Below are 16,333 nucleotides of genomic sequence, written 5' to 3' on the forward strand. Positions count from 1 at the left end.
AAATCCCCATTGATTTTTTCGCTAAAACACAACAAATAGATCATTATACAAATCAAATATTTTGTGAGATTTATCTATCTACTCTGAATTCCCTAGGTGTAGAGGCTGTGAGGCGTTTGAAATATTTGTTGAAGTGAGAAGGATAGTCAAATCCCAATGCATAGGCTATCTCCGAAATATTCCAATTTGTATTGCGGAGCAATGTCTTTGCTTCCCTGATGATTTGTTCATTGATTATCACTGTCGTTGTTTTTCCGGTATTTTTTTTTAGAACACTGTTCAGATGATTTACATGTACATGGAGCTTCTCTGCAAAATATTTTGGAGTTAGTAGTTTCAATGGTTGATCTGTTAGGTCTACCGGAAACTTCTTATGAAGTAACATAAAAAAACCTTCTACAGTTCTATCATGTATTTTTAAGACCGATGAATATTGTGGCTGTTGTAAACGTGCGGCTTCATGAATTATCAATTGCAGTAATGTACGGGCCATATCCCATTTAAAAGAATAGTCACTCGTTACTAGTTCTTGGATTGTTTTGAAATAATGAAGCATTCGTTCCTGCTGGTCCAAGGAAAGTGTTACTACAGGGTGTATTGCAGTATTAAACAAGGAACTGGCGTATTGCAGATCGGGCAATAATACTCCTGAAATAAAATGATGATCAAAAACGCAAGAAAACCGACCTGTTTCGGTAGCACTAAATTCGACAGAAGCAGAAACCCAGGGATTGGAAAGAATAAGGCAAGGCCCATCGATTGGGATTTCTTCATTATTGTAAATAAGTAATCCTTTTCCGGGGTTTAAACCTGTAGTTAGGCATATTTTGTAATAATCTCTCCGGCTATAAGGTGTTCTTGCCGTCTTTGCGTATGTTTCCTTTACATTTATGTGTTCTTGCCTGGAAAATACTTGGAGCTTTTTAGAAAGGGAATCTTCTTTCTGTTCATAAAGTTTGGGAAGCTTTTCTTTAGGAATATGTCCATCCATAAAAAGTTGTCATTATAGAGGTTACAGTTCTTTTATCATTTCATATTGTTTACCGCTGATCGCTATACTTTTTGCTTTCAAAAAATCGACAATCGAATCGCAAGCGGTATCTGCATTTATCAATTTTGTCTTTGTATTATGATTCAGTTTCTGCATTTCTTGAAGTAAAAGGGAGCCTATGCCTCTTCTCCTGCAGGTTTTATCAACTGCGATATGCGCGATATCTCCAGAAATAGCATCGAAAACACAATAGCCGACCAGTTTTTTTGCTTTAAAAACACCAAGGTTGGTAAAATGTTCCTTAGCCCGATTAATGGATTCAAGACTGTTTTGCCAAGATGGATTAAAGTCCCATAATTGTTCAAGGGAATCGTAGTTAACATCATTAAGGAGTGTAATTTGGAAGTCCTTATTCTCTTCAATTACTTTATTTGTATCCCATACAAAATAGTTAAACTCTCGGGTTATCGTAAAACCTAGTTTTTGATAAATAGAAAGAGCCTTTGTATTGTGCTGTAAAACTTCCAATAGATAGTTTTTTATCTTCTCCATTCTTAGATAAGGGATGGAGTATTCGAATATTTTTGTAGCTAAACCTTGTCCTCTATAATTTTTTGAAGTTCCTGTACCTGTATCATAAGCCGTCTTTAAGCCGTTAAACATTCCGATACCATTTAATGTAAATGAAACCAGTTCCTCTCCATCGAATGCGCCAAATGAAAGTTTAGGGTTAAAACCTCTTCTTTTTAACATGTTTTCAAACTCAATGGCGTTCAGTTGCATGTCATAATCGAAAAATGCGGTATCAAACGATTTATAAAGTGTATTAATGTCTAAATTTTCCAGTGATGTAATGTTCATTTCTTAATAAATTAAAATGAATTAATTTTATTCTTATGCATATGTCCTTATATCAACGAAAGTAATTGTGTATTACAATAGCTCATCTTTGACTGCTAATTGAGAATCTTTAATACAATCTCAATTGTACTTTTCAACAGATTGTCAGATATGCCAGACCTGATGCTTACTCTTATACCTATAATATTATTGTATATAAACAATGCCAATTGATTTGATGGCGTTTTGTTTGAAATTAAGTTCTTGATTTGACTTCGCGCAATCAGATCAGATAAAGCTTCTATAATCATTTTATTGTTTTTATCAATAACATATTGAATCTCTCTGTCGTAATTAGAGAATTCAACATTTGTATTGATAATAAAGCAACCGTAAGGTTTTGTTTTTAGTGATTTTGGTGTAATTAAACTTCTTAAAAAATTACCGATTGTGGTTTTAGCATCATTTGATGAATCAAGTGTGGACACGAAGGAGGCTGTGTCTGTGTCAACATACCTTTTTAATGCTTTTAAAAAGAGAGATTTCTTGTCGCCATAAGTATTATATAAACTTGATCGACTAATTCCCATTGCTCCTACAAGTTCTTGAGGTGAAGTGGCTGAATATCCTTGTTTCCAAAATAATTCAACTGCTTTTTGCAAAATCTCCGATTCGTCAAATGTCTTTATCCTTGCCATAAACAATAAATACCTTTTTTATATAAAAGTATAAGTTATTCTGGAATTTTAGTTCCAGAATAACGTAAAAAAATTATTCGCCTTTTCCATATTTAAACTGCAGAGCAGCCGTTGCTACACGAGTTCCTAACCATGCACCTGTTTCCAGGTCGGCTTCTGGCGGCGCAAACTCAGCGCTAACATCATAATCTGATTGGGCTGCGGCTCCTGTATGAAATCCATGTCTATTTAAGCTGTTTTCAGTTGTGAACGATCCATTATGACCACTTTTGATACCTAAATTGATCCAGTGCATGTGATGTTGTGCAGCAAAATTTGCGAGGTACTGCAATGTAAATTGCTTATCACCTGATCTTGAAGCAGCGTTTGTAAATCCTGCAGCCAGTTTATCTTGCCAAGCAGACTTTCTGAAAACATTTGGTGAGGTTGCATCCATGAACGCTTTGAATTCAGCAGAAACAGATCCCATATAAGTAGGCGATCCAAATATAATACCATCTACTTTTTCAAGTTCTTCCCATTTTGTCTGAGCTTCTTCTACGTTTAATAATAGTGATGAAGCATCATCAACCCTATTTACACCTTCGGCAACAGCTAAAGCAAGTTTTTTCGTGTGCCCATTACCACTATGGTAAATCACTGCGATCTTTACATTTTTAGTTCCCATACTATTTGCGAATTTTAAGATTAAAAAATTATTTATTTTCAATTTATAGTCTATTTTGTTCTGCCTCTTATTGTTTTAGAATAATAGATGTCTACTAATTTTAACTTGTTTTATTATTACGAATTGATTCGTGTTTGTATATCTTATTTTTTCTTGATAAAAGTGCCTGATCCAATGTCTAAGGATGCAGCTATGGCTGTTTTTTCTAAGGTATTTATTCTATCATCTTCACTAAACTCATATAGAGGTCCTATGAAATCATTTTTTATATCCGATACACCACAATATTCTAAAATTCCCTTTTGTAATTGTGTCAGTCCACTCGATTGATATACATCTTCATATGCAGCAAGGGATAAATCACCGGCTGTCGTAATGATTCTTGCAGTTTTTGAATTTAACAGGCCATGGTTTTCCCCGTCTTTGTTACTTTTAAAAGTAATGCCAGGTAAGAATGCTCTATCAAAAAAACCTTTCATTAATGCTGGCATACCAAGCCACCAAAGGGGATGAATCCAGACTTGGTGTTCGCTCCATTTTATATCTTCTATGGCTCTTATCAAATCTGGTTCTAGGTCCATTCGTTGCCGATAACCATATTGTAAATTGGGATTGAACTTTAGATCGCTGATAGGGATATACCTGACTTCTGCACCCTTGTTAATTGCTGAATTGATATAGGATTGTGCCAAAGCCGTATTAAAGCTTTTTTTGTCTGGATGTCCATTGATAACTAGTATTTTTTTCATTTACTTATTTTCACTAATGATTATTACTGAATTGTATGACTTACTGTTACGATAAATTTCTATATCATTTTATAGTGACATCTTATTCTAATATTTTTTTTCTTAAAAAATCATCTATCCGTTTTCCTATTTCATGATGAAACTCTTCCAGTGGAAAATGTCCCGTGGGGTAGAACACATATTCTACGTTTTTGAGATCGTCTTTGTATTTTAAAGCCCCTTTCTTAGAGAAAAAAGTGTCATTTTCACCCCAGATAATCAGAGTTTCCGGTTGTATTTTCCGAAATAGCATCTGCCATTTTGGATACTTGGGTACATTGTTCTGGTAATCGTATAAAAGTGTCAATTGTATTTCTTTATTCCCTTTACGGTCTAAAAAATACTGATCGGTATAAACAATAGCGGGATCAATAAGCAAACTGTCTGTTACTCCGTTGTAGTATTGAAATTTTGTTCCTTCTAACGTGAGTAACTGTTCTAAATTTGCTTTATTCTTCACTGTGGGGTTTTTCCAATAGTCAAAAAGTGGCCGTGAACTTTCTGTAAGACCCTCTATGTATGCATTTGCATTCATTACGATCATTTTTTCCAATAATTCAGGTCGTTTTTCAATAATTCTAAATCCAACAGGTCCTCCGTAATCGTGCATCAGAAAGCTTGCTTTTTCGATAGCTAAAGTATCTATAAACCTTTCCATTACTTCGGCAAGATGATCAAAACTATAATTGAACTCCTTGGCAGAGGGCATACCACTCAGACCAAACCCTGGATAAGTGGGAGCAATTAAGTGATATTTTTCCTTTAGGTTATCAATCAGATTTCTAAACATAAACGAAGAAGACGGAAATCCATGTAACAATACTATACTGGGGTAATCCGGATCCCCGGCCTCGATATAAAATATATTTACACCGTCTACTAAGACGTTCTTATAAGTGATTGAATTCATTTTATCATCCGTTGAGATATGCTGAGATTGGCTATTTGTCGAAAAAAACAGCAGCAAAATACATGCATATACCATTACTCCGTGTGTCATTCCTGTCCATATTGTTTTAACAGTTTAATCATCATTTCAAGTGCGTTATCAATAGGCCAGACATCCTGTTGCACCTGAGTCTGGATAATAGCTCCTTCATAAAGTACGAATGCAAAGTCTGCAAAGGAGCTATCTGTAGCTTCATCTAATAGTTGGTGAAATATATTCCGGGCACTTTCTTTATTTTTTTTTATAATAGGAAGTAGGTCCTTATCATCGCTGGATATTTCGGATAATAGATTGTGAAAATGGCATCCTCTGAATTCATTTTTAATCACGTCATTACGTAGTCTTTCATAAATTTTGGTAATCTTCATACGCACGCTCGAATCATCTGCAATTAATTCTAAATGGTTGGACACATATTCTTCTGTCAATTCTTCCAGATAAGTGCTGCATAATTCTTTTTTGGTAGAGAAATGCTGAAATAAAGTTGACTTAGCTACATCAGCTTCTTCAATAATCTGATTGATACCCGTTGAATTATAACCCTGTTTGTAAAAAAGTCGCTTGGTTGTATCCAATATCCTGTCTCTCGCTTTTTGCTTTTTCATATCAAAATAATTTATGTCAAAGATACAAATAAAACAGACAAGTCTGTATTGTTTTTGGTTTTTATTTTTTACCTTTGGTTTCAAATTAATTTAATATTCAGATTATGGAGGGTACACAAACTTATCTCACATCGATCGAAAAGCCTCGAAGCATCTTAATGAAATTGGTTTATTACTTTACGAAAAAACAATTGGGTAAAGTGATTACACCGATTAAAGTGCTTTACGCTCGCTTGCCCATCTCTTTTGTTCAGGTGAATAACCAAATGAATAAACTGGACAGAAAAATATCCATACCACAATCATTAATATATCTCATCCGCAATCAGGTAGCACGGATTAATGTATGCGAATTTTGTATGGATATCAGTGCCTATCAAATTCTGAAAGAGAATCTGGGACTGGAAAAAGTGGAGGCCTTGTATGAATACGAGACCAGTCATTTATTTACCGGTGCTGAAAAAGCCGCACTTAATTATGTTTCTGAATTAACAAGAAATAAAAGTCTTCAGCAAGAAACGGTTGAGGAACTCAAAAAGCACTTTACTGAAAGAGAAATTTGCGAAATTGTTTTTTTGGTATCAAGCGAACATTTTTACAATATGACCAATTTAGGCCTTAACATACATTCGGACAGCATGTGTGATATTACAAAACGCAGATCCTAGTTATTAAGTATAGATTTCCATAACATTTACACTATTTCAATGAAAACCATAAGTCTTAATTTAAAATCGGTTAATTGTATTTTAATCACACTGTTATTGTTCTGTCAACATACATTAGGACAATCAAAAACTCCAGTGTTTAATAATATTTATATGCTGATTGAGCAGAAAAATTTTTTTTCAGCGAGAGATCTTTACAAGAGTCAACAATCAACCCTGACAGAACCTAATCAAAAAATAATAGAAGCCATACTTGATAATGCTTTTAATAACTTATCAGAATCTAATATAAAAATAGATAAACTAAATGATCAATATCGGAATCTGCCGGATTCTATTCAGCTTAAACTTGACCGTGTGCAGACTGATAATTATATAAAATTATTTCAATATAAGAATGCGGAAAATGCCTTTTCAAAAATTTTAAACAAGCATGCAAAGTTGCTTTCAGGTGAAGAATTGGACGATGTAAAAAACAGTCATTCTATCTGGACAACCTTAGCAAACGAAAATCCACAACGGGTATTTATCTCGGAAACAAACATTTTAAAACTATTTAAAGATAAAGTGGGATTGAATAATCTACGCATATCTACGGCAAATAATGCTTTTGATTTTGTTTTTGATACAGGAGCTAATTTATCTACAATTTCAAAGTCAATAGCGGATTCACTGGGTGTAAAACTTTTCCCTTCGTTTATTTCTGTAAAGGCAATTACAGGACATGAGGTACAGGCGCAATTAGGTATATGCCCGGAAGTATCATTGGGGACCATCAAAATAGAGAATATTATTTTCTTGGTTATGGACGATGAGGCTTTGTCCTTTCCGACAATTAATTATCATATAAAAGGTATTCTAGGTTTTCCAGTCATTACAGCACTTCGTGAAATTAAAATTACGAACGATGACTTTTTAATAGTTCCTAAGACTGCTGACGATAGGAATGTCGTTTCAAATATGGCTTTTGATGAACTTACACCTTTGATTTTTATTGATGGAATGCACTTTTCTTTTGATACTGGAGCAAGCGGTAGTATTTTATACAGCAATTTCTTTAGAAAATTTCAAAAAGAAATAGACATGAAATATACGTCGGGGAAGATCAATCTAGGTGGTGCCGGTGGAACCAGAGAGTTTGAGGGTTATATGGTTTCTTTGGATTCATTATATGACAACGGAGTTCTCTTTCTTAATAATGTACCGGTACTGAAAGAGAAAATAATCGATAGAGAAACGGTGTATGGGAATATCGGACAGGATTTTATTAAAAACTTTTCTGCTATAACTATCAATTTTCAAAATATGAATATAGAATTCAACTAAAATACAATATACGGAGCTTTATAAAACTAATAATAATTTTTTTAAATGGTTAAAAACTAGAAAAATGGATCAACGATTAAATTTACCGGAATTAGACCCAAAAGCTTTTCAAGTGATGCTGGGAATTGAAAAATATCTTGCTGAAAGTGGGCTGGATAAAAAACTACAGGAACTTATTAAAATCAGGGCATCGCAGATAAACGGCTGTGCTTTTTGCCTCAATATGCACACGCGGGATGCGTTGAAAATCGGAGAAACAGCGCAACGAATATTTTTATTAAATGCCTGGAAAGAAACGGATTTATTTACCGAAAATGAAAAAGCTGTATTAGCCCTTACGGAAGCGATAACACTTATTGCAAAAGGCCCCGTCTCGGATGAAGTTTACAATTCGGCGAAAGTATATTTTACAGATAAGGAATTAGCAGTTATTATGATGGCTATTGTGGCAATAAACAGCTGGAATAGGATTACGATAACAAGTAGAACACCATTAGATTAGCCCAAAATAGAAATAACATGATATTATGGATAAAAAAGAAAAAATTGATAGGAACGAAAATAAAGGAGCTAGTTTTCTAGTCGATCTTAGCCATACGATTGAAGATGGACTCGTAACCTATAAAGGCCTGCCTGCGCCTGTTATTTGTGATTATTTAAGTAGAGAAGAGTCGAGAACACGTTATGAACCCGGAACGGAATTCCAGATAGCAAAAATTGAAATGATATCAAATACCGGAACATATATAGACTGTCCGTTCCATAGATTTGAAAATGGAAAAGATCTTTCAGAAGTAGAATTGGAACGGTTTGTTGATCTCGATGCTATTGTAATAAGTATTCCGTTCTCACAGACTAAAGAAATAAAGAAGGAGCATTTTATTAATTACGACATCAAAAAACGGGCTGTGCTGATTCGTACGGGCTGGGACGAAAATTGGAATACCGAACAATACTATGAAAATCACCCTTATTTAACCGCTGAAGCTGCAACATATTTAAAAGAATGCAAGGTTCAACTGGTCGGAATTGATTCTCATAATATTGATGATTCTTCTGGAAATTCCAGACCTGTACATACCATACTTTTGGGGGCTGAAATTTTAATAGTAGAACATCTGTGTAATTTATCGCTTTTACCTCGGGATGGATTTACATTTAGTGCCGTTCCGCCAAAATTTAAGGGTGTTGGCACTTTCCCCGTAAGAGCGATGGCAAAAGTAAATACGGTAAGACTTTGAAATCAGGATATTCATAAAAAAGCGCTTGAAAAATGAGAAACAACATCATAAAGGGTATTATTCGGCAGTTACAGGATAATCTGGACGGAAATAATTGGCTTGACGAAAGTTTTAAGAAAAAAATAGAAGGCATCGATGAAAAGTTGGTATTCTACCGACCTATTCCGGAAGTTCACAGCGTTGCAGAACTGATTGGACATATTACAATCTGGCGTACAGAAAGTATGCAAAAACTTCAAGGTATAGCATCTTCGTTAACTATGGAGAGCTCGGAAAATTGGAGAACGAATGAAGAACTGAGAAAAATAGGATGGCAAAAACTGAAATCAGACCTATTTTCCAGCCAGATAGACCTGATCAATTTGATTAAGAATAAAACGGATGAATATCTGGAGCAAAAACATTACGCTCCGGGATATTCATACCACTATATTATCGAAGGATTGATCCATCACGATATATATCATCTAGGGCAGATAGGAGTTACCCTTAAATTACTTGGCAGAACTTAACGGCTTAGCTTTCAATACTGGCATGTTTTTTATATGCCATAGTTTCTCTATTTTTCAACAGATAATTGATTAACCGAATGAAACAATTTCAAACCATTAAGTATATGGATAAAAATAAAATAATTCCCTGGATAATTGCCATCGTTATGGTGATTGTTTTTTCTGTAATATCAGAGGGATACTCACTGATTTTTACATTTGTACCCGCAGTACCAATTGCATTGTGGCTTTATTTCAAAACCTGTTATAAATCGACAAGCAATGTTTCTATCTTGCCTTATTATCTGTTGGGAGTAGGCTTTCAGTTTATCCATTTTGCAGAAGAACATGCCTTTGGTTTTGAAAGACAATTTGGGGTACTTTTTGGAGGTAGCCCTTACGATCACAATACTTTTGTAACCTTTAATATGTTTGCCTACCTTCTGTTTATTTTAGGCGGCATTGCATTCTATAAAAACTGGAAACCCTTACAGATGTTTGCGATGTTTTTTATTGTTTACGGAATGGCTGGTAATGCAATAGGTCATATCGTTTTCTGTGTTATGGCAAAAGGATATTTTCCTGGGATTTATACGTCATTTCTTAATCTAATACTATTTCCCTTTCTTTTGGCCGAACTCATTAAGACCAAAAAAAGAGCATTGGAGGAATTTAGTTAATAGGCTGGTGGCTGTCTGTTTTCTATCGATTCTTGTCGTAGGAATATTGCTCTTTCGTCAAAACTAACCTCTTGAGGCAAGGGACAGACGATGCTGTTGAAAAATTGGAGTAATTCCTCGGAGTGTTGATGGCTCTTTTTTGTCCTTAGATTATAGTGGGTAAATCTACTCCATAATACGGCTTTGATGGTCGTTTTATCTTCATCCCACATAATTGCTTCAACAAACAGACTTTTGTTTGTTACAGAAAGTAGTTTTGTTTGAATGGTAACCCTTTCCATAAGTTAGGCGACCGAAAAATAGCTGATCATATTCTGCGATACAACCCAGGATATACCTGTTTCTTTTGCCATTTTATAAATGTCAAACTCATAGTATTTTAGCAGCTGATCTTCCCAGGCATTGATGATGTAATCAATATAACGGGAATTGTTTAGGTGATTAAAAGGATCACAATCAGAAAAGCGGACTAGCATCTGGCTTTCTAATATTTTTTCGTTTTTATTTAATTCCATTTTTTATGGTGTTACTGATTTATAGTTAATACTTCTCCGTCATCCGGTATATGTACTTTTTGGGAAAGAGCCATTGTGCTAAATTCTTTCCTGAGCTGCTCTCTGCTCATGGGGCAGTGGTTTACAGCTTCTAAATGATTGATTATAACTTCATATGGTGCGTTCTGTACAAAACTTTCAATTTCATCCTTGCGCATGAGAACCGGTTTGAAAATATCGAATTGCGCTGCGCCACCAGCCACAACAGCAATATCTGGTTTTAAATCAGTCAAAACATGATGAACATCTTTTGTGTAAATTGTATCCGCACTTAGATAAATTGTTTTTTCATTTGGCAGTTCAATATAAAATCCCATTACATTTCCCATAAGTTTAGACACATAGCCATACCCATGAACTGCAGGAATACCTTGTATTTTTCCACCTAAAAAAGCTGATTCTTTCCAATATTCTACGTTCTGAATAATGTTCAATCCTTTTTTGCGCAATACGTTCTCATCTTTTGCACTGCATATTGTTGGGATTTTTTTGTCTCGAAGGAATTTAATCGCAGCACCATCCAAATGATCGGGGTGGAGGTGTGTGAGCAAACAGTGGGTCGTTTTTTGAATGATGCCCATTGCACCGTCGGGTAGATCCACAATTGGATTTCTTCGGGCTTTTGATCGGAAAAAGACAAATGAGGGAGCTGATTCCCCCTTTTTACCCAACATAGGATCGACAAGAATAACCCTGTTTGCTGTTTCTATGACTAATGTAGCATTTCGGATATGATGAATTTTCATGGTTGTCTTTTTTAAACCTTATACAAAACAGACTCTACTACCTGTGGAATTTCACGAACTTCTACCGTCCCTCCATATAGAAGAACAGGACAGGATTTTGCTAGCACTAAAGCATCTTGCATAGTATATGCCTGAAGAATAACGTTACTAACAGTCTTTAATACATCAGATTGAGTAAATTCTTGTTTCATCGCTTTATCAACGCCTGAAATAGTATAGCCTGATTCTGGAAAGGAATAGCTTCTAACGCAAATACCTTCCCATTTCCATTGTTGTACCAACTCATCCCATTGTGGATTTATTTCTTTTGCATGTTCTGTATCATAGGATTCCGGAACGCTGACCAATAAACTAAATTGTTTCATGATAAAATATTTTTATTGTTATACGTATGCTTTTCTTAAATAAGATTAGGGTTCATGTTTACATCTTTCTGATACAAAGGTATTTGTAATAATATACTTTTGAAAGTAGTATATCTAAAGTATATTAGTTTACTTTTGTATAGCTTTTTGAAATCAAAGGAATTAAGAGATGAAAAAAAATGAAATAATTTGTCCGGTTGAATATTCCTTCCAACTTTTAGGAGGAAAATGGAAATTGCCTATCATTAATGTATTAGCAAAAAGTGGAGTTATCCGATTTAAAGAACTGGAAAGAACGGTAGTCGGTATAACTCCGAAAATGCTGACCATACAACTAAGGAGCTTAGAAGCAGATGGTTTGGTCGAGCGCAAAATTTATGCAACTGTACCACCAACCGTTGAATACAAATTATCAACTGTTGGGAAATCCATCAAACCTATGATAGAAGAAATGGAAAAATGGGGTTTATACCATCAAAGCTTAAAGGGATAAGCTCTGACTCATTTTCTAGTTTTCGTCCAATCCGGATTATTTTAAATAAACTTCTCTTCTGTCAGGTACATGTTGTGCTGCTGCCAGCCACCATTGTTCGTTTTCTTTTACCAAAACAAATAAAGCCAGTTCATCAAAACTTCCGGGCTTTATGTTCTGGTTTGATATATTTGGTATTTTAGATATTCTTCTTACATAAGCTATTGCCACTTGCTCTGACACGAAACGTATATTTTCTGCTTCGTATTTGGCTGCTCCTTTGACAGGGGTTACAGAGGAGAACATCTGTTTGTGAATGGAATGGATTTGGTCGTATCCATTTGCAATGGCTGCAAAAGGACTTCCCCATAGAATATCTTGGGCAAAGCGCTGGTTGAATAACGCTACATTACCGTTTTCAATTGCTTCTTGTAATTCAGATATGAAAGTCTCAATTTCTGAAGTGTCATGAGACTTAAAAATATTTGGCCTAGTTTGATTTTGCATAGTTTTTAATTTTAAATTATTTTTTCTCGTTAGTGTTATATGTAACCGGAATATGCATTTATAATGGGGGGCTATTAAATTATAGATTCTAAGCTTCTTTTGTTTCTTTTCTTTGATCGGAGATGGCGTATAAAGAAGAGGTAATAAAAATTTTTAATCAATCGTCATTATCAATTTCTTTCCATTTGTTTGGTTATTTTCCATCATTAAATGGGCTTTTTGGACAGTTTCTATACTTAGTTTTCCAACAATATTTATTTCTGTTGGACTTATTATATCTTTCTCAATTTTATCAAAAAGCTCTTGTAAAGCATTTCCGTAATATTCAAATTTTTCATCGCTATTTTTTAAAGCTGGAGCATAATTGGCAATATTTAGAATAGTTGTAGCTTTATCAAATAATTGCTCCTTAGCTTTTTCTGTCGCAAGAAAGGTTACGTCTATATATGTACCGAACACGGTAATAAGTTCGACACATATTTCAGACATTGTACCTCCAACCAGATCTATTACGTATTCGAATTGTCCGTTCTTTTTACTTAATACATCAATTACATCTTCATTTTTATAATTGATGATGTTTTTTTTTCTGATCCCAATGCTTTTCAAATGACTGATGCTTTTATTGTTACCGGCAGTTGTGTAGATGTTCATATTTCCGTTAGCTAATAATAGCTTAATAAAAATTGTTCCCACACCACCTGCTCCTCCTGCTATAAAAATTGGCTTTTCTCTCGGAATAGTTACGCGTTTGAAACTTTGCAAAGCCGTCATGCCTACCATCGGTATTGCCGCAGCTTCTTCAAAGCTTATTTTATCGGGATTTTTTGCTAAAAGCTTTGCTGGAACACTGATAAACTCCGCATAAGTACCATTGGAAGCCAAGCTACCCACATAAGCAGAAACTTTGTCACCAATATTAAAGTAATTCACGTCTTTACCAAGCTTTACTATTTCTCCAGAAAATTCTCTTCCCAAAATCGGTGATTTTAGCAGTTTACTTTCCGTAGAACCTTGTCGCATTTGGTAGTCAATAGGATTAAATGCCGTTGCTCTTATTTTTACAAGGACTTCATGAGCTTGAATTTGAGGCTGTTCCAGTTCCTGAAACTCGAAATTTTCAACGCTTCCAAAATTTTTAAGGGTAATTGCTTTCAATTATAGGGTCTTTATATAGTCTTTGATGTTAATCAAATATTGAATTAAAAAACAGACGTTATTTTGCTTATTATTACTTACAGTATGATCTCATTCACACTTCTATCTAGATATAATTCCCAGAATATTTTCGCTATTATATCCGGGTTATGTAAATGCTTCTCTTTAGAAACATACCCTTGAACCAAAATGGTTCCAATAAAAATGCCTGTGCTGGAAAGTGTTTTAACGATACTTTGTGTCAAGTTTCTCAATGCTGATTTTCCTAATGATAAAGAAACGAAATCCTGATTAGACTCAATCGCTATTCCGCCACCAGTCACCAATATTGCTCCGCCCGAAGACGCTAAAGTTTTTTTAAATATTTGCACAATAGGAATAAGTGGTGCTACATTCACTTTGAAGTCTTCAACCAAATTGGCAATTGTTTCCTGAAAAATATTTCCCTGTATTATATGTGCCGCATTATAGAGGATGCAATCTATGTTTGGATTACTTTCCAAAATGTTCTGCATTGAACTGCTTAATTTTTCTGCATCCGCTATATCGCAAGCAATAATCTGAACATGATCATCAGTCCCATTTAATTTTTTCTTTATTTTTAGAAGACTTTCCATACTTCTGCTGACCAGAACAACTTTAAAATTATTCCTAAGAAATCTTTCAGCAACACTGAGGCTAATACCTTCTCCAGCGCCAAAAATGACAAGTACTTTTTTTGCATTCATATACACGCTCCTTTATATGATATCAAAAAGTAATTCGACAGATTTTCTTACTTTATTTTCATGCTGTGTATTGTCTGTGATATCTCTATATCCTGTGGTTGCAATCACACAAGCGTTCAAATTTTTCTTCTCCAGATTCAGGATCCTGTTGTAGGCATCCGGTTCAAATCCCTCCATCGGGCAGGAATCTATTTTCAGATCCGCACAGATTGACAATAACATTCCAAGTGCCAGATAAGTCTGGTTTTTAAGCCAAGTCGTTGTTTCCTCAGTAGATTTTTCCGCAATTTTAGATTTTATAAACGCACCATATCCTTCGATACTTTCAAATGCTGTTTCCTGAATTATTGATTTGCGTTCTATATAGTCGTCTACTAACTGATCTGTGACAGATTGATAATTGCAGAATACAAATAAATGAGAGCAGTCTATTATTTGCTCTTGATTCCATGAATGGGGCATTAATTGTTCTTTTAATTTCTGATCTTCAATAATCAGTACTTTATAAAACTGTAGCCCATAAGAAGAAGGTGCCAATTGAATGCTCTTTTTTATAAACTCTAAATTTTGTTGAGTTATTTTTCGATTTCTGTCAAATTTCTTGGTGGCATATCGCCAGGCTGCATTTTTTAAAAATTCCATTTTTCTCTTCTTTATTGTTTTAATATATAATTGGTCATTATAAAATCTTCGGAGAATCCCATCCGTAGGTATATCGCTTTGCCCATAGGAGAAGACTGTAGTGTAATTAGACTTATGTTTTCATCAATTGCCTGATTAATCAGGTTTGCCATGACTTCTTCCGCAAAACCTTGTTTTCTGAATTCCGGAACAATGCCCAACCCATGAATTCCGAGTGTATTCTGGGTCGGATAAGTGAATACTGTACCGATAATGCTGTCGCCATAATGAACCAGATAGTAATTTATCAGGTGGTTTGTTTTTTTTATGATAGCCGCTGGAATTCTATATCCAAAGCTCATAGGGTATATAACTTGCCATTCGGCAGCCTGTTTCTCTGTCGATATTTTAGCTAAGGTTATCCTATTGTGATGATTTATCTTTTGCAGATGCGCAAGAGACATCCCGATCTGTTGGGATTTTATTTTGAAACCAAAGGCTTCAAACAATAGGTCGCCCTCCTTGTTTTGAAAGTCACTCCAATAACTAAGCGTAGGAAGAACCGGTATATTTTTAATAACCTGACTAGCTCTGCTTAGTATTTCTTCATTTACATTGTTGGAGAACCATATCCTATTGGGCCATTCTGCACTGCCTATCTGACATCGGTTAAGGAAATCACGGGATTCCAAAGCGTGAAAAGTATTTCCTACAAGCTCCCATACTGCGGTTAAATTATCAATATTCTTTTCTTGTCTTTCTTTCATTATACTTTATTTTGAATTGATGAAAAATATCCCAACTACCATAGCTATCGCTCCTAATATTTTTTGAAGAGTGATAGATTCCATCGGAAGGTTGAACCATCCGAAGTGCCCTGCCAGCATAGAAAAAGCTAACTGTCCGCACAAGCCCAGGGAGATCATCTTTGAAACACCTAATTTTGGAATGGTAAAATAATAAGCTGTGATTCCGATCACACTAAATAATCCTCCGACAAACCACATATACCAAGGGATTACTCTTATTGTCTGGTTACCAGGTAGGTTTTTCGAGAAAAACAGAAATAAGAACACCAATCCAAAAATCAGACTGGAAAAGGAAGTAGAGATCGAGGCGAGAATCGGTTTTTTTAGATCATGCCCCAATTGTGTATTGAACCCCGCCTGTATTGCTAAGCAGACTCCTCCTAAAAATGCCGTTGCTTGTAAAATCTGTAGTTTCATAGGGCAAAGTTA

At 34.9% G+C, this 16,333-nt stretch carries 24 protein-coding genes; 7 read left to right on the top strand and 17 right to left on the bottom strand.

The window, feature by feature from the left end; translation table 11 throughout:
- Positions 1–70: 70 nt before the first annotated feature.
- The 7 genes from JKG61_RS14295 to JKG61_RS14325 all read right to left on the bottom strand — a co-directional run bounded on the left by JKG61_RS14295 (position 71) and on the right by JKG61_RS14325 (position 5,538).
- Positions 71–991: a helix-turn-helix domain-containing protein gene (locus tag JKG61_RS14295; RefSeq protein WP_202103638.1), complete on the bottom strand. Its 921-nt coding sequence runs from the start codon at positions 989–991 to the stop codon at positions 71–73.
- Positions 992–1,012: 21 nt separating this feature from the next.
- Positions 1,013–1,852 carry a GNAT family N-acetyltransferase gene (locus JKG61_RS14300; RefSeq protein WP_202103639.1) on the bottom strand — a complete coding sequence of 280 codons (840 nt, stop codon included), beginning with the start codon at positions 1,850–1,852 and terminating at the stop codon, positions 1,013–1,015.
- 95 nt (positions 1,853–1,947) lie between these two features.
- Positions 1,948–2,529 carry a TetR/AcrR family transcriptional regulator gene (locus JKG61_RS14305; RefSeq protein WP_202103640.1) on the bottom strand — a complete coding sequence of 194 codons (582 nt, stop codon included), beginning with the start codon at positions 2,527–2,529 and terminating at the stop codon, positions 1,948–1,950.
- 73 nt (positions 2,530–2,602) lie between these two features.
- The gene (locus tag JKG61_RS14310; protein WP_202103641.1) at positions 2,603–3,196 is read right to left on the bottom strand and encodes a flavodoxin family protein; all 594 of its coding nucleotides are present in this window, start codon (positions 3,194–3,196) and stop codon (positions 2,603–2,605) included.
- A gap of 143 nt (positions 3,197–3,339) precedes the next feature.
- Positions 3,340–3,945 carry an NAD(P)H-dependent oxidoreductase gene (locus tag JKG61_RS14315; protein WP_202103642.1) on the bottom strand — a complete coding sequence of 202 codons (606 nt, stop codon included), beginning with the start codon at positions 3,943–3,945 and terminating at the stop codon, positions 3,340–3,342.
- Positions 3,946–4,027: 82 nt separating this feature from the next.
- Positions 4,028–4,894 carry an alpha/beta fold hydrolase gene (locus JKG61_RS14320; RefSeq protein ID WP_202103643.1) on the bottom strand — a complete coding sequence of 289 codons (867 nt, stop codon included), beginning with the start codon at positions 4,892–4,894 and terminating at the stop codon, positions 4,028–4,030.
- Between the two features lie 86 nt (positions 4,895–4,980).
- The gene (locus JKG61_RS14325) at positions 4,981–5,538 is read right to left on the bottom strand and encodes a TetR/AcrR family transcriptional regulator (RefSeq protein WP_202103644.1); all 558 of its coding nucleotides are present in this window, start codon (positions 5,536–5,538) and stop codon (positions 4,981–4,983) included.
- 104 nt (positions 5,539–5,642) lie between these two features.
- Here JKG61_RS14325 and JKG61_RS14330 point away from each other — a divergent pair, with 104 nt between their 5' ends.
- The 6 genes from JKG61_RS14330 (at position 5,643) to JKG61_RS14355 (ending at position 9,944) form a co-directional block, all read left to right on the top strand.
- Entirely contained in the window at positions 5,643–6,206 is a 564-nt protein-coding gene (locus JKG61_RS14330; protein ID WP_202103645.1) for a carboxymuconolactone decarboxylase family protein, read from the top strand.
- A gap of 39 nt (positions 6,207–6,245) precedes the next feature.
- Entirely contained in the window at positions 6,246–7,532 is a 1,287-nt protein-coding gene (locus JKG61_RS14335) for a pepsin/retropepsin-like aspartic protease family protein (RefSeq protein ID WP_202103646.1), read from the top strand.
- Between the two features lie 64 nt (positions 7,533–7,596).
- Positions 7,597–8,034: a carboxymuconolactone decarboxylase family protein gene (locus JKG61_RS14340; protein ID WP_202103647.1), complete on the top strand. Its 438-nt coding sequence runs from the start codon at positions 7,597–7,599 to the stop codon at positions 8,032–8,034.
- A 25-nt stretch (positions 8,035–8,059) separates the two neighbouring features.
- Positions 8,060–8,773: a cyclase family protein gene (locus JKG61_RS14345; RefSeq protein ID WP_202103648.1), complete on the top strand. Its 714-nt coding sequence runs from the start codon at positions 8,060–8,062 to the stop codon at positions 8,771–8,773.
- Positions 8,774–8,805: 32 nt separating this feature from the next.
- Positions 8,806–9,285, top strand: coding sequence for a DinB family protein (locus tag JKG61_RS14350; protein ID WP_202103649.1), 480 nt, complete (start codon positions 8,806–8,808; stop codon positions 9,283–9,285).
- Positions 9,286–9,389: 104 nt separating this feature from the next.
- Positions 9,390–9,944, top strand: coding sequence for an HXXEE domain-containing protein (locus JKG61_RS14355; RefSeq protein WP_202103650.1), 555 nt, complete (start codon positions 9,390–9,392; stop codon positions 9,942–9,944).
- On the opposite strand, the gene JKG61_RS14360 is transcribed toward JKG61_RS14355, so the two are convergent.
- From JKG61_RS14360 to JKG61_RS14375, 4 genes are read right to left on the bottom strand one after another with little or no spacing between them, the layout of a single operon-like run.
- On the bottom strand, positions 9,941–10,225 hold the full coding sequence (locus JKG61_RS14360; protein WP_202103651.1) for an acyl-CoA thioesterase family protein: 285 nt from the start codon (positions 10,223–10,225) through the stop codon (positions 9,941–9,943). The genes JKG61_RS14355 and JKG61_RS14360 overlap by 4 nt on opposite strands.
- A gap of 3 nt (positions 10,226–10,228) precedes the next feature.
- A complete protein-coding gene (locus JKG61_RS14365) occupies positions 10,229–10,459 on the bottom strand; it encodes an acyl-CoA thioesterase (RefSeq protein WP_202103652.1) in 231 nt (76 codons plus the stop codon).
- Between the two features lie 11 nt (positions 10,460–10,470).
- Positions 10,471–11,244, bottom strand: a complete 774-nt coding sequence (locus JKG61_RS14370; RefSeq protein ID WP_202103653.1) for an MBL fold metallo-hydrolase — start codon at positions 11,242–11,244, stop codon at positions 10,471–10,473.
- Positions 11,245–11,255: 11 nt separating this feature from the next.
- A complete protein-coding gene (locus JKG61_RS14375; RefSeq protein ID WP_202103654.1) occupies positions 11,256–11,609 on the bottom strand; it encodes a YciI family protein in 354 nt (117 codons plus the stop codon).
- A gap of 169 nt (positions 11,610–11,778) precedes the next feature.
- Between JKG61_RS14375 and JKG61_RS14380 the strand changes: the two genes are divergently transcribed.
- Positions 11,779–12,102, top strand: coding sequence for a winged helix-turn-helix transcriptional regulator (locus JKG61_RS14380; RefSeq protein ID WP_202103655.1), 324 nt, complete (start codon positions 11,779–11,781; stop codon positions 12,100–12,102).
- Positions 12,103–12,138: 36 nt separating this feature from the next.
- Here JKG61_RS14380 and JKG61_RS14385 read toward each other — a convergent pair whose 3' ends face one another.
- The 6 genes from JKG61_RS14385 to JKG61_RS14410 all read right to left on the bottom strand — a co-directional run bounded on the left by JKG61_RS14385 (position 12,139) and on the right by JKG61_RS14410 (position 16,321).
- Positions 12,139–12,588: a YybH family protein gene (locus tag JKG61_RS14385; RefSeq protein WP_202103656.1), complete on the bottom strand. Its 450-nt coding sequence runs from the start codon at positions 12,586–12,588 to the stop codon at positions 12,139–12,141.
- 153 nt (positions 12,589–12,741) lie between these two features.
- A complete protein-coding gene (locus JKG61_RS14390) occupies positions 12,742–13,746 on the bottom strand; it encodes a quinone oxidoreductase family protein (protein ID WP_202103657.1) in 1,005 nt (334 codons plus the stop codon).
- Between the two features lie 77 nt (positions 13,747–13,823).
- Positions 13,824–14,474 (bottom strand): SDR family NAD(P)-dependent oxidoreductase, encoded by a 651-nt coding sequence (locus JKG61_RS14395; protein WP_202103658.1) that lies wholly within the window; start codon positions 14,472–14,474, stop codon positions 13,824–13,826.
- A 12-nt stretch (positions 14,475–14,486) separates the two neighbouring features.
- Positions 14,487–15,116 carry an NAD(P)H-dependent oxidoreductase gene (locus JKG61_RS14400; RefSeq protein WP_202103659.1) on the bottom strand — a complete coding sequence of 210 codons (630 nt, stop codon included), beginning with the start codon at positions 15,114–15,116 and terminating at the stop codon, positions 14,487–14,489.
- 11 nt (positions 15,117–15,127) lie between these two features.
- Positions 15,128–15,862, bottom strand: a complete 735-nt coding sequence (locus tag JKG61_RS14405; protein WP_202103660.1) for a GNAT family N-acetyltransferase — start codon at positions 15,860–15,862, stop codon at positions 15,128–15,130.
- Between the two features lie 6 nt (positions 15,863–15,868).
- Positions 15,869–16,321, bottom strand: coding sequence for a DMT family transporter (locus tag JKG61_RS14410; RefSeq protein ID WP_202103661.1), 453 nt, complete (start codon positions 16,319–16,321; stop codon positions 15,869–15,871).
- Positions 16,322–16,333 lie beyond the last annotated feature (12 nt).

This window comes from Sphingobacterium faecale (genome assembly GCF_016746095.1).
GTDB classification, from domain to species: domain Bacteria; phylum Bacteroidota; class Bacteroidia; order Sphingobacteriales; family Sphingobacteriaceae; genus Sphingobacterium; species Sphingobacterium faecale.

Coding starts and splice junctions, on each gene's coding strand:
- JKG61_RS14295 (WP_202103638.1), bottom strand. CDS start 991: ATGGATGGACATATTCCTAAAGAAAAGCTTCCCAAACTTTATGAACAG.
- JKG61_RS14300 (WP_202103639.1), bottom strand. CDS start 1,852: ATGAACATTACATCACTGGAAAATTTAGACATTAATACACTTTATAAA.
- JKG61_RS14305 (WP_202103640.1), bottom strand. CDS start 2,529: ATGGCAAGGATAAAGACATTTGACGAATCGGAGATTTTGCAAAAAGCA.
- JKG61_RS14310 (WP_202103641.1), bottom strand. CDS start 3,196: ATGGGAACTAAAAATGTAAAGATCGCAGTGATTTACCATAGTGGTAAT.
- JKG61_RS14315 (WP_202103642.1), bottom strand. CDS start 3,945: ATGAAAAAAATACTAGTTATCAATGGACATCCAGACAAAAAAAGCTTT.
- JKG61_RS14320 (WP_202103643.1), bottom strand. CDS start 4,894: ATGAATTCAATCACTTATAAGAACGTCTTAGTAGACGGTGTAAATATA.
- JKG61_RS14325 (WP_202103644.1), bottom strand. CDS start 5,538: ATGAAAAAGCAAAAAGCGAGAGACAGGATATTGGATACAACCAAGCGA.
- JKG61_RS14330 (WP_202103645.1), top strand. CDS start 5,643: ATGGAGGGTACACAAACTTATCTCACATCGATCGAAAAGCCTCGAAGC.
- JKG61_RS14335 (WP_202103646.1), top strand. CDS start 6,246: ATGAAAACCATAAGTCTTAATTTAAAATCGGTTAATTGTATTTTAATC.
- JKG61_RS14340 (WP_202103647.1), top strand. CDS start 7,597: ATGGATCAACGATTAAATTTACCGGAATTAGACCCAAAAGCTTTTCAA.
- JKG61_RS14345 (WP_202103648.1), top strand. CDS start 8,060: ATGGATAAAAAAGAAAAAATTGATAGGAACGAAAATAAAGGAGCTAGT.
- JKG61_RS14350 (WP_202103649.1), top strand. CDS start 8,806: ATGAGAAACAACATCATAAAGGGTATTATTCGGCAGTTACAGGATAAT.
- JKG61_RS14355 (WP_202103650.1), top strand. CDS start 9,390: ATGGATAAAAATAAAATAATTCCCTGGATAATTGCCATCGTTATGGTG.
- JKG61_RS14360 (WP_202103651.1), bottom strand. CDS start 10,225: ATGGAAAGGGTTACCATTCAAACAAAACTACTTTCTGTAACAAACAAA.
- JKG61_RS14365 (WP_202103652.1), bottom strand. CDS start 10,459: ATGGAATTAAATAAAAACGAAAAAATATTAGAAAGCCAGATGCTAGTC.
- JKG61_RS14370 (WP_202103653.1), bottom strand. CDS start 11,244: ATGAAAATTCATCATATCCGAAATGCTACATTAGTCATAGAAACAGCA.
- JKG61_RS14375 (WP_202103654.1), bottom strand. CDS start 11,609: ATGAAACAATTTAGTTTATTGGTCAGCGTTCCGGAATCCTATGATACA.
- JKG61_RS14380 (WP_202103655.1), top strand. CDS start 11,779: ATGAAAAAAAATGAAATAATTTGTCCGGTTGAATATTCCTTCCAACTT.
- JKG61_RS14385 (WP_202103656.1), bottom strand. CDS start 12,588: ATGCAAAATCAAACTAGGCCAAATATTTTTAAGTCTCATGACACTTCA.
- JKG61_RS14395 (WP_202103658.1), bottom strand. CDS start 14,474: ATGAATGCAAAAAAAGTACTTGTCATTTTTGGCGCTGGAGAAGGTATT.
- JKG61_RS14400 (WP_202103659.1), bottom strand. CDS start 15,116: ATGGAATTTTTAAAAAATGCAGCCTGGCGATATGCCACCAAGAAATTT.
- JKG61_RS14405 (WP_202103660.1), bottom strand. CDS start 15,862: ATGAAAGAAAGACAAGAAAAGAATATTGATAATTTAACCGCAGTATGG.
- JKG61_RS14410 (WP_202103661.1), bottom strand. CDS start 16,321: ATGAAACTACAGATTTTACAAGCAACGGCATTTTTAGGAGGAGTCTGC.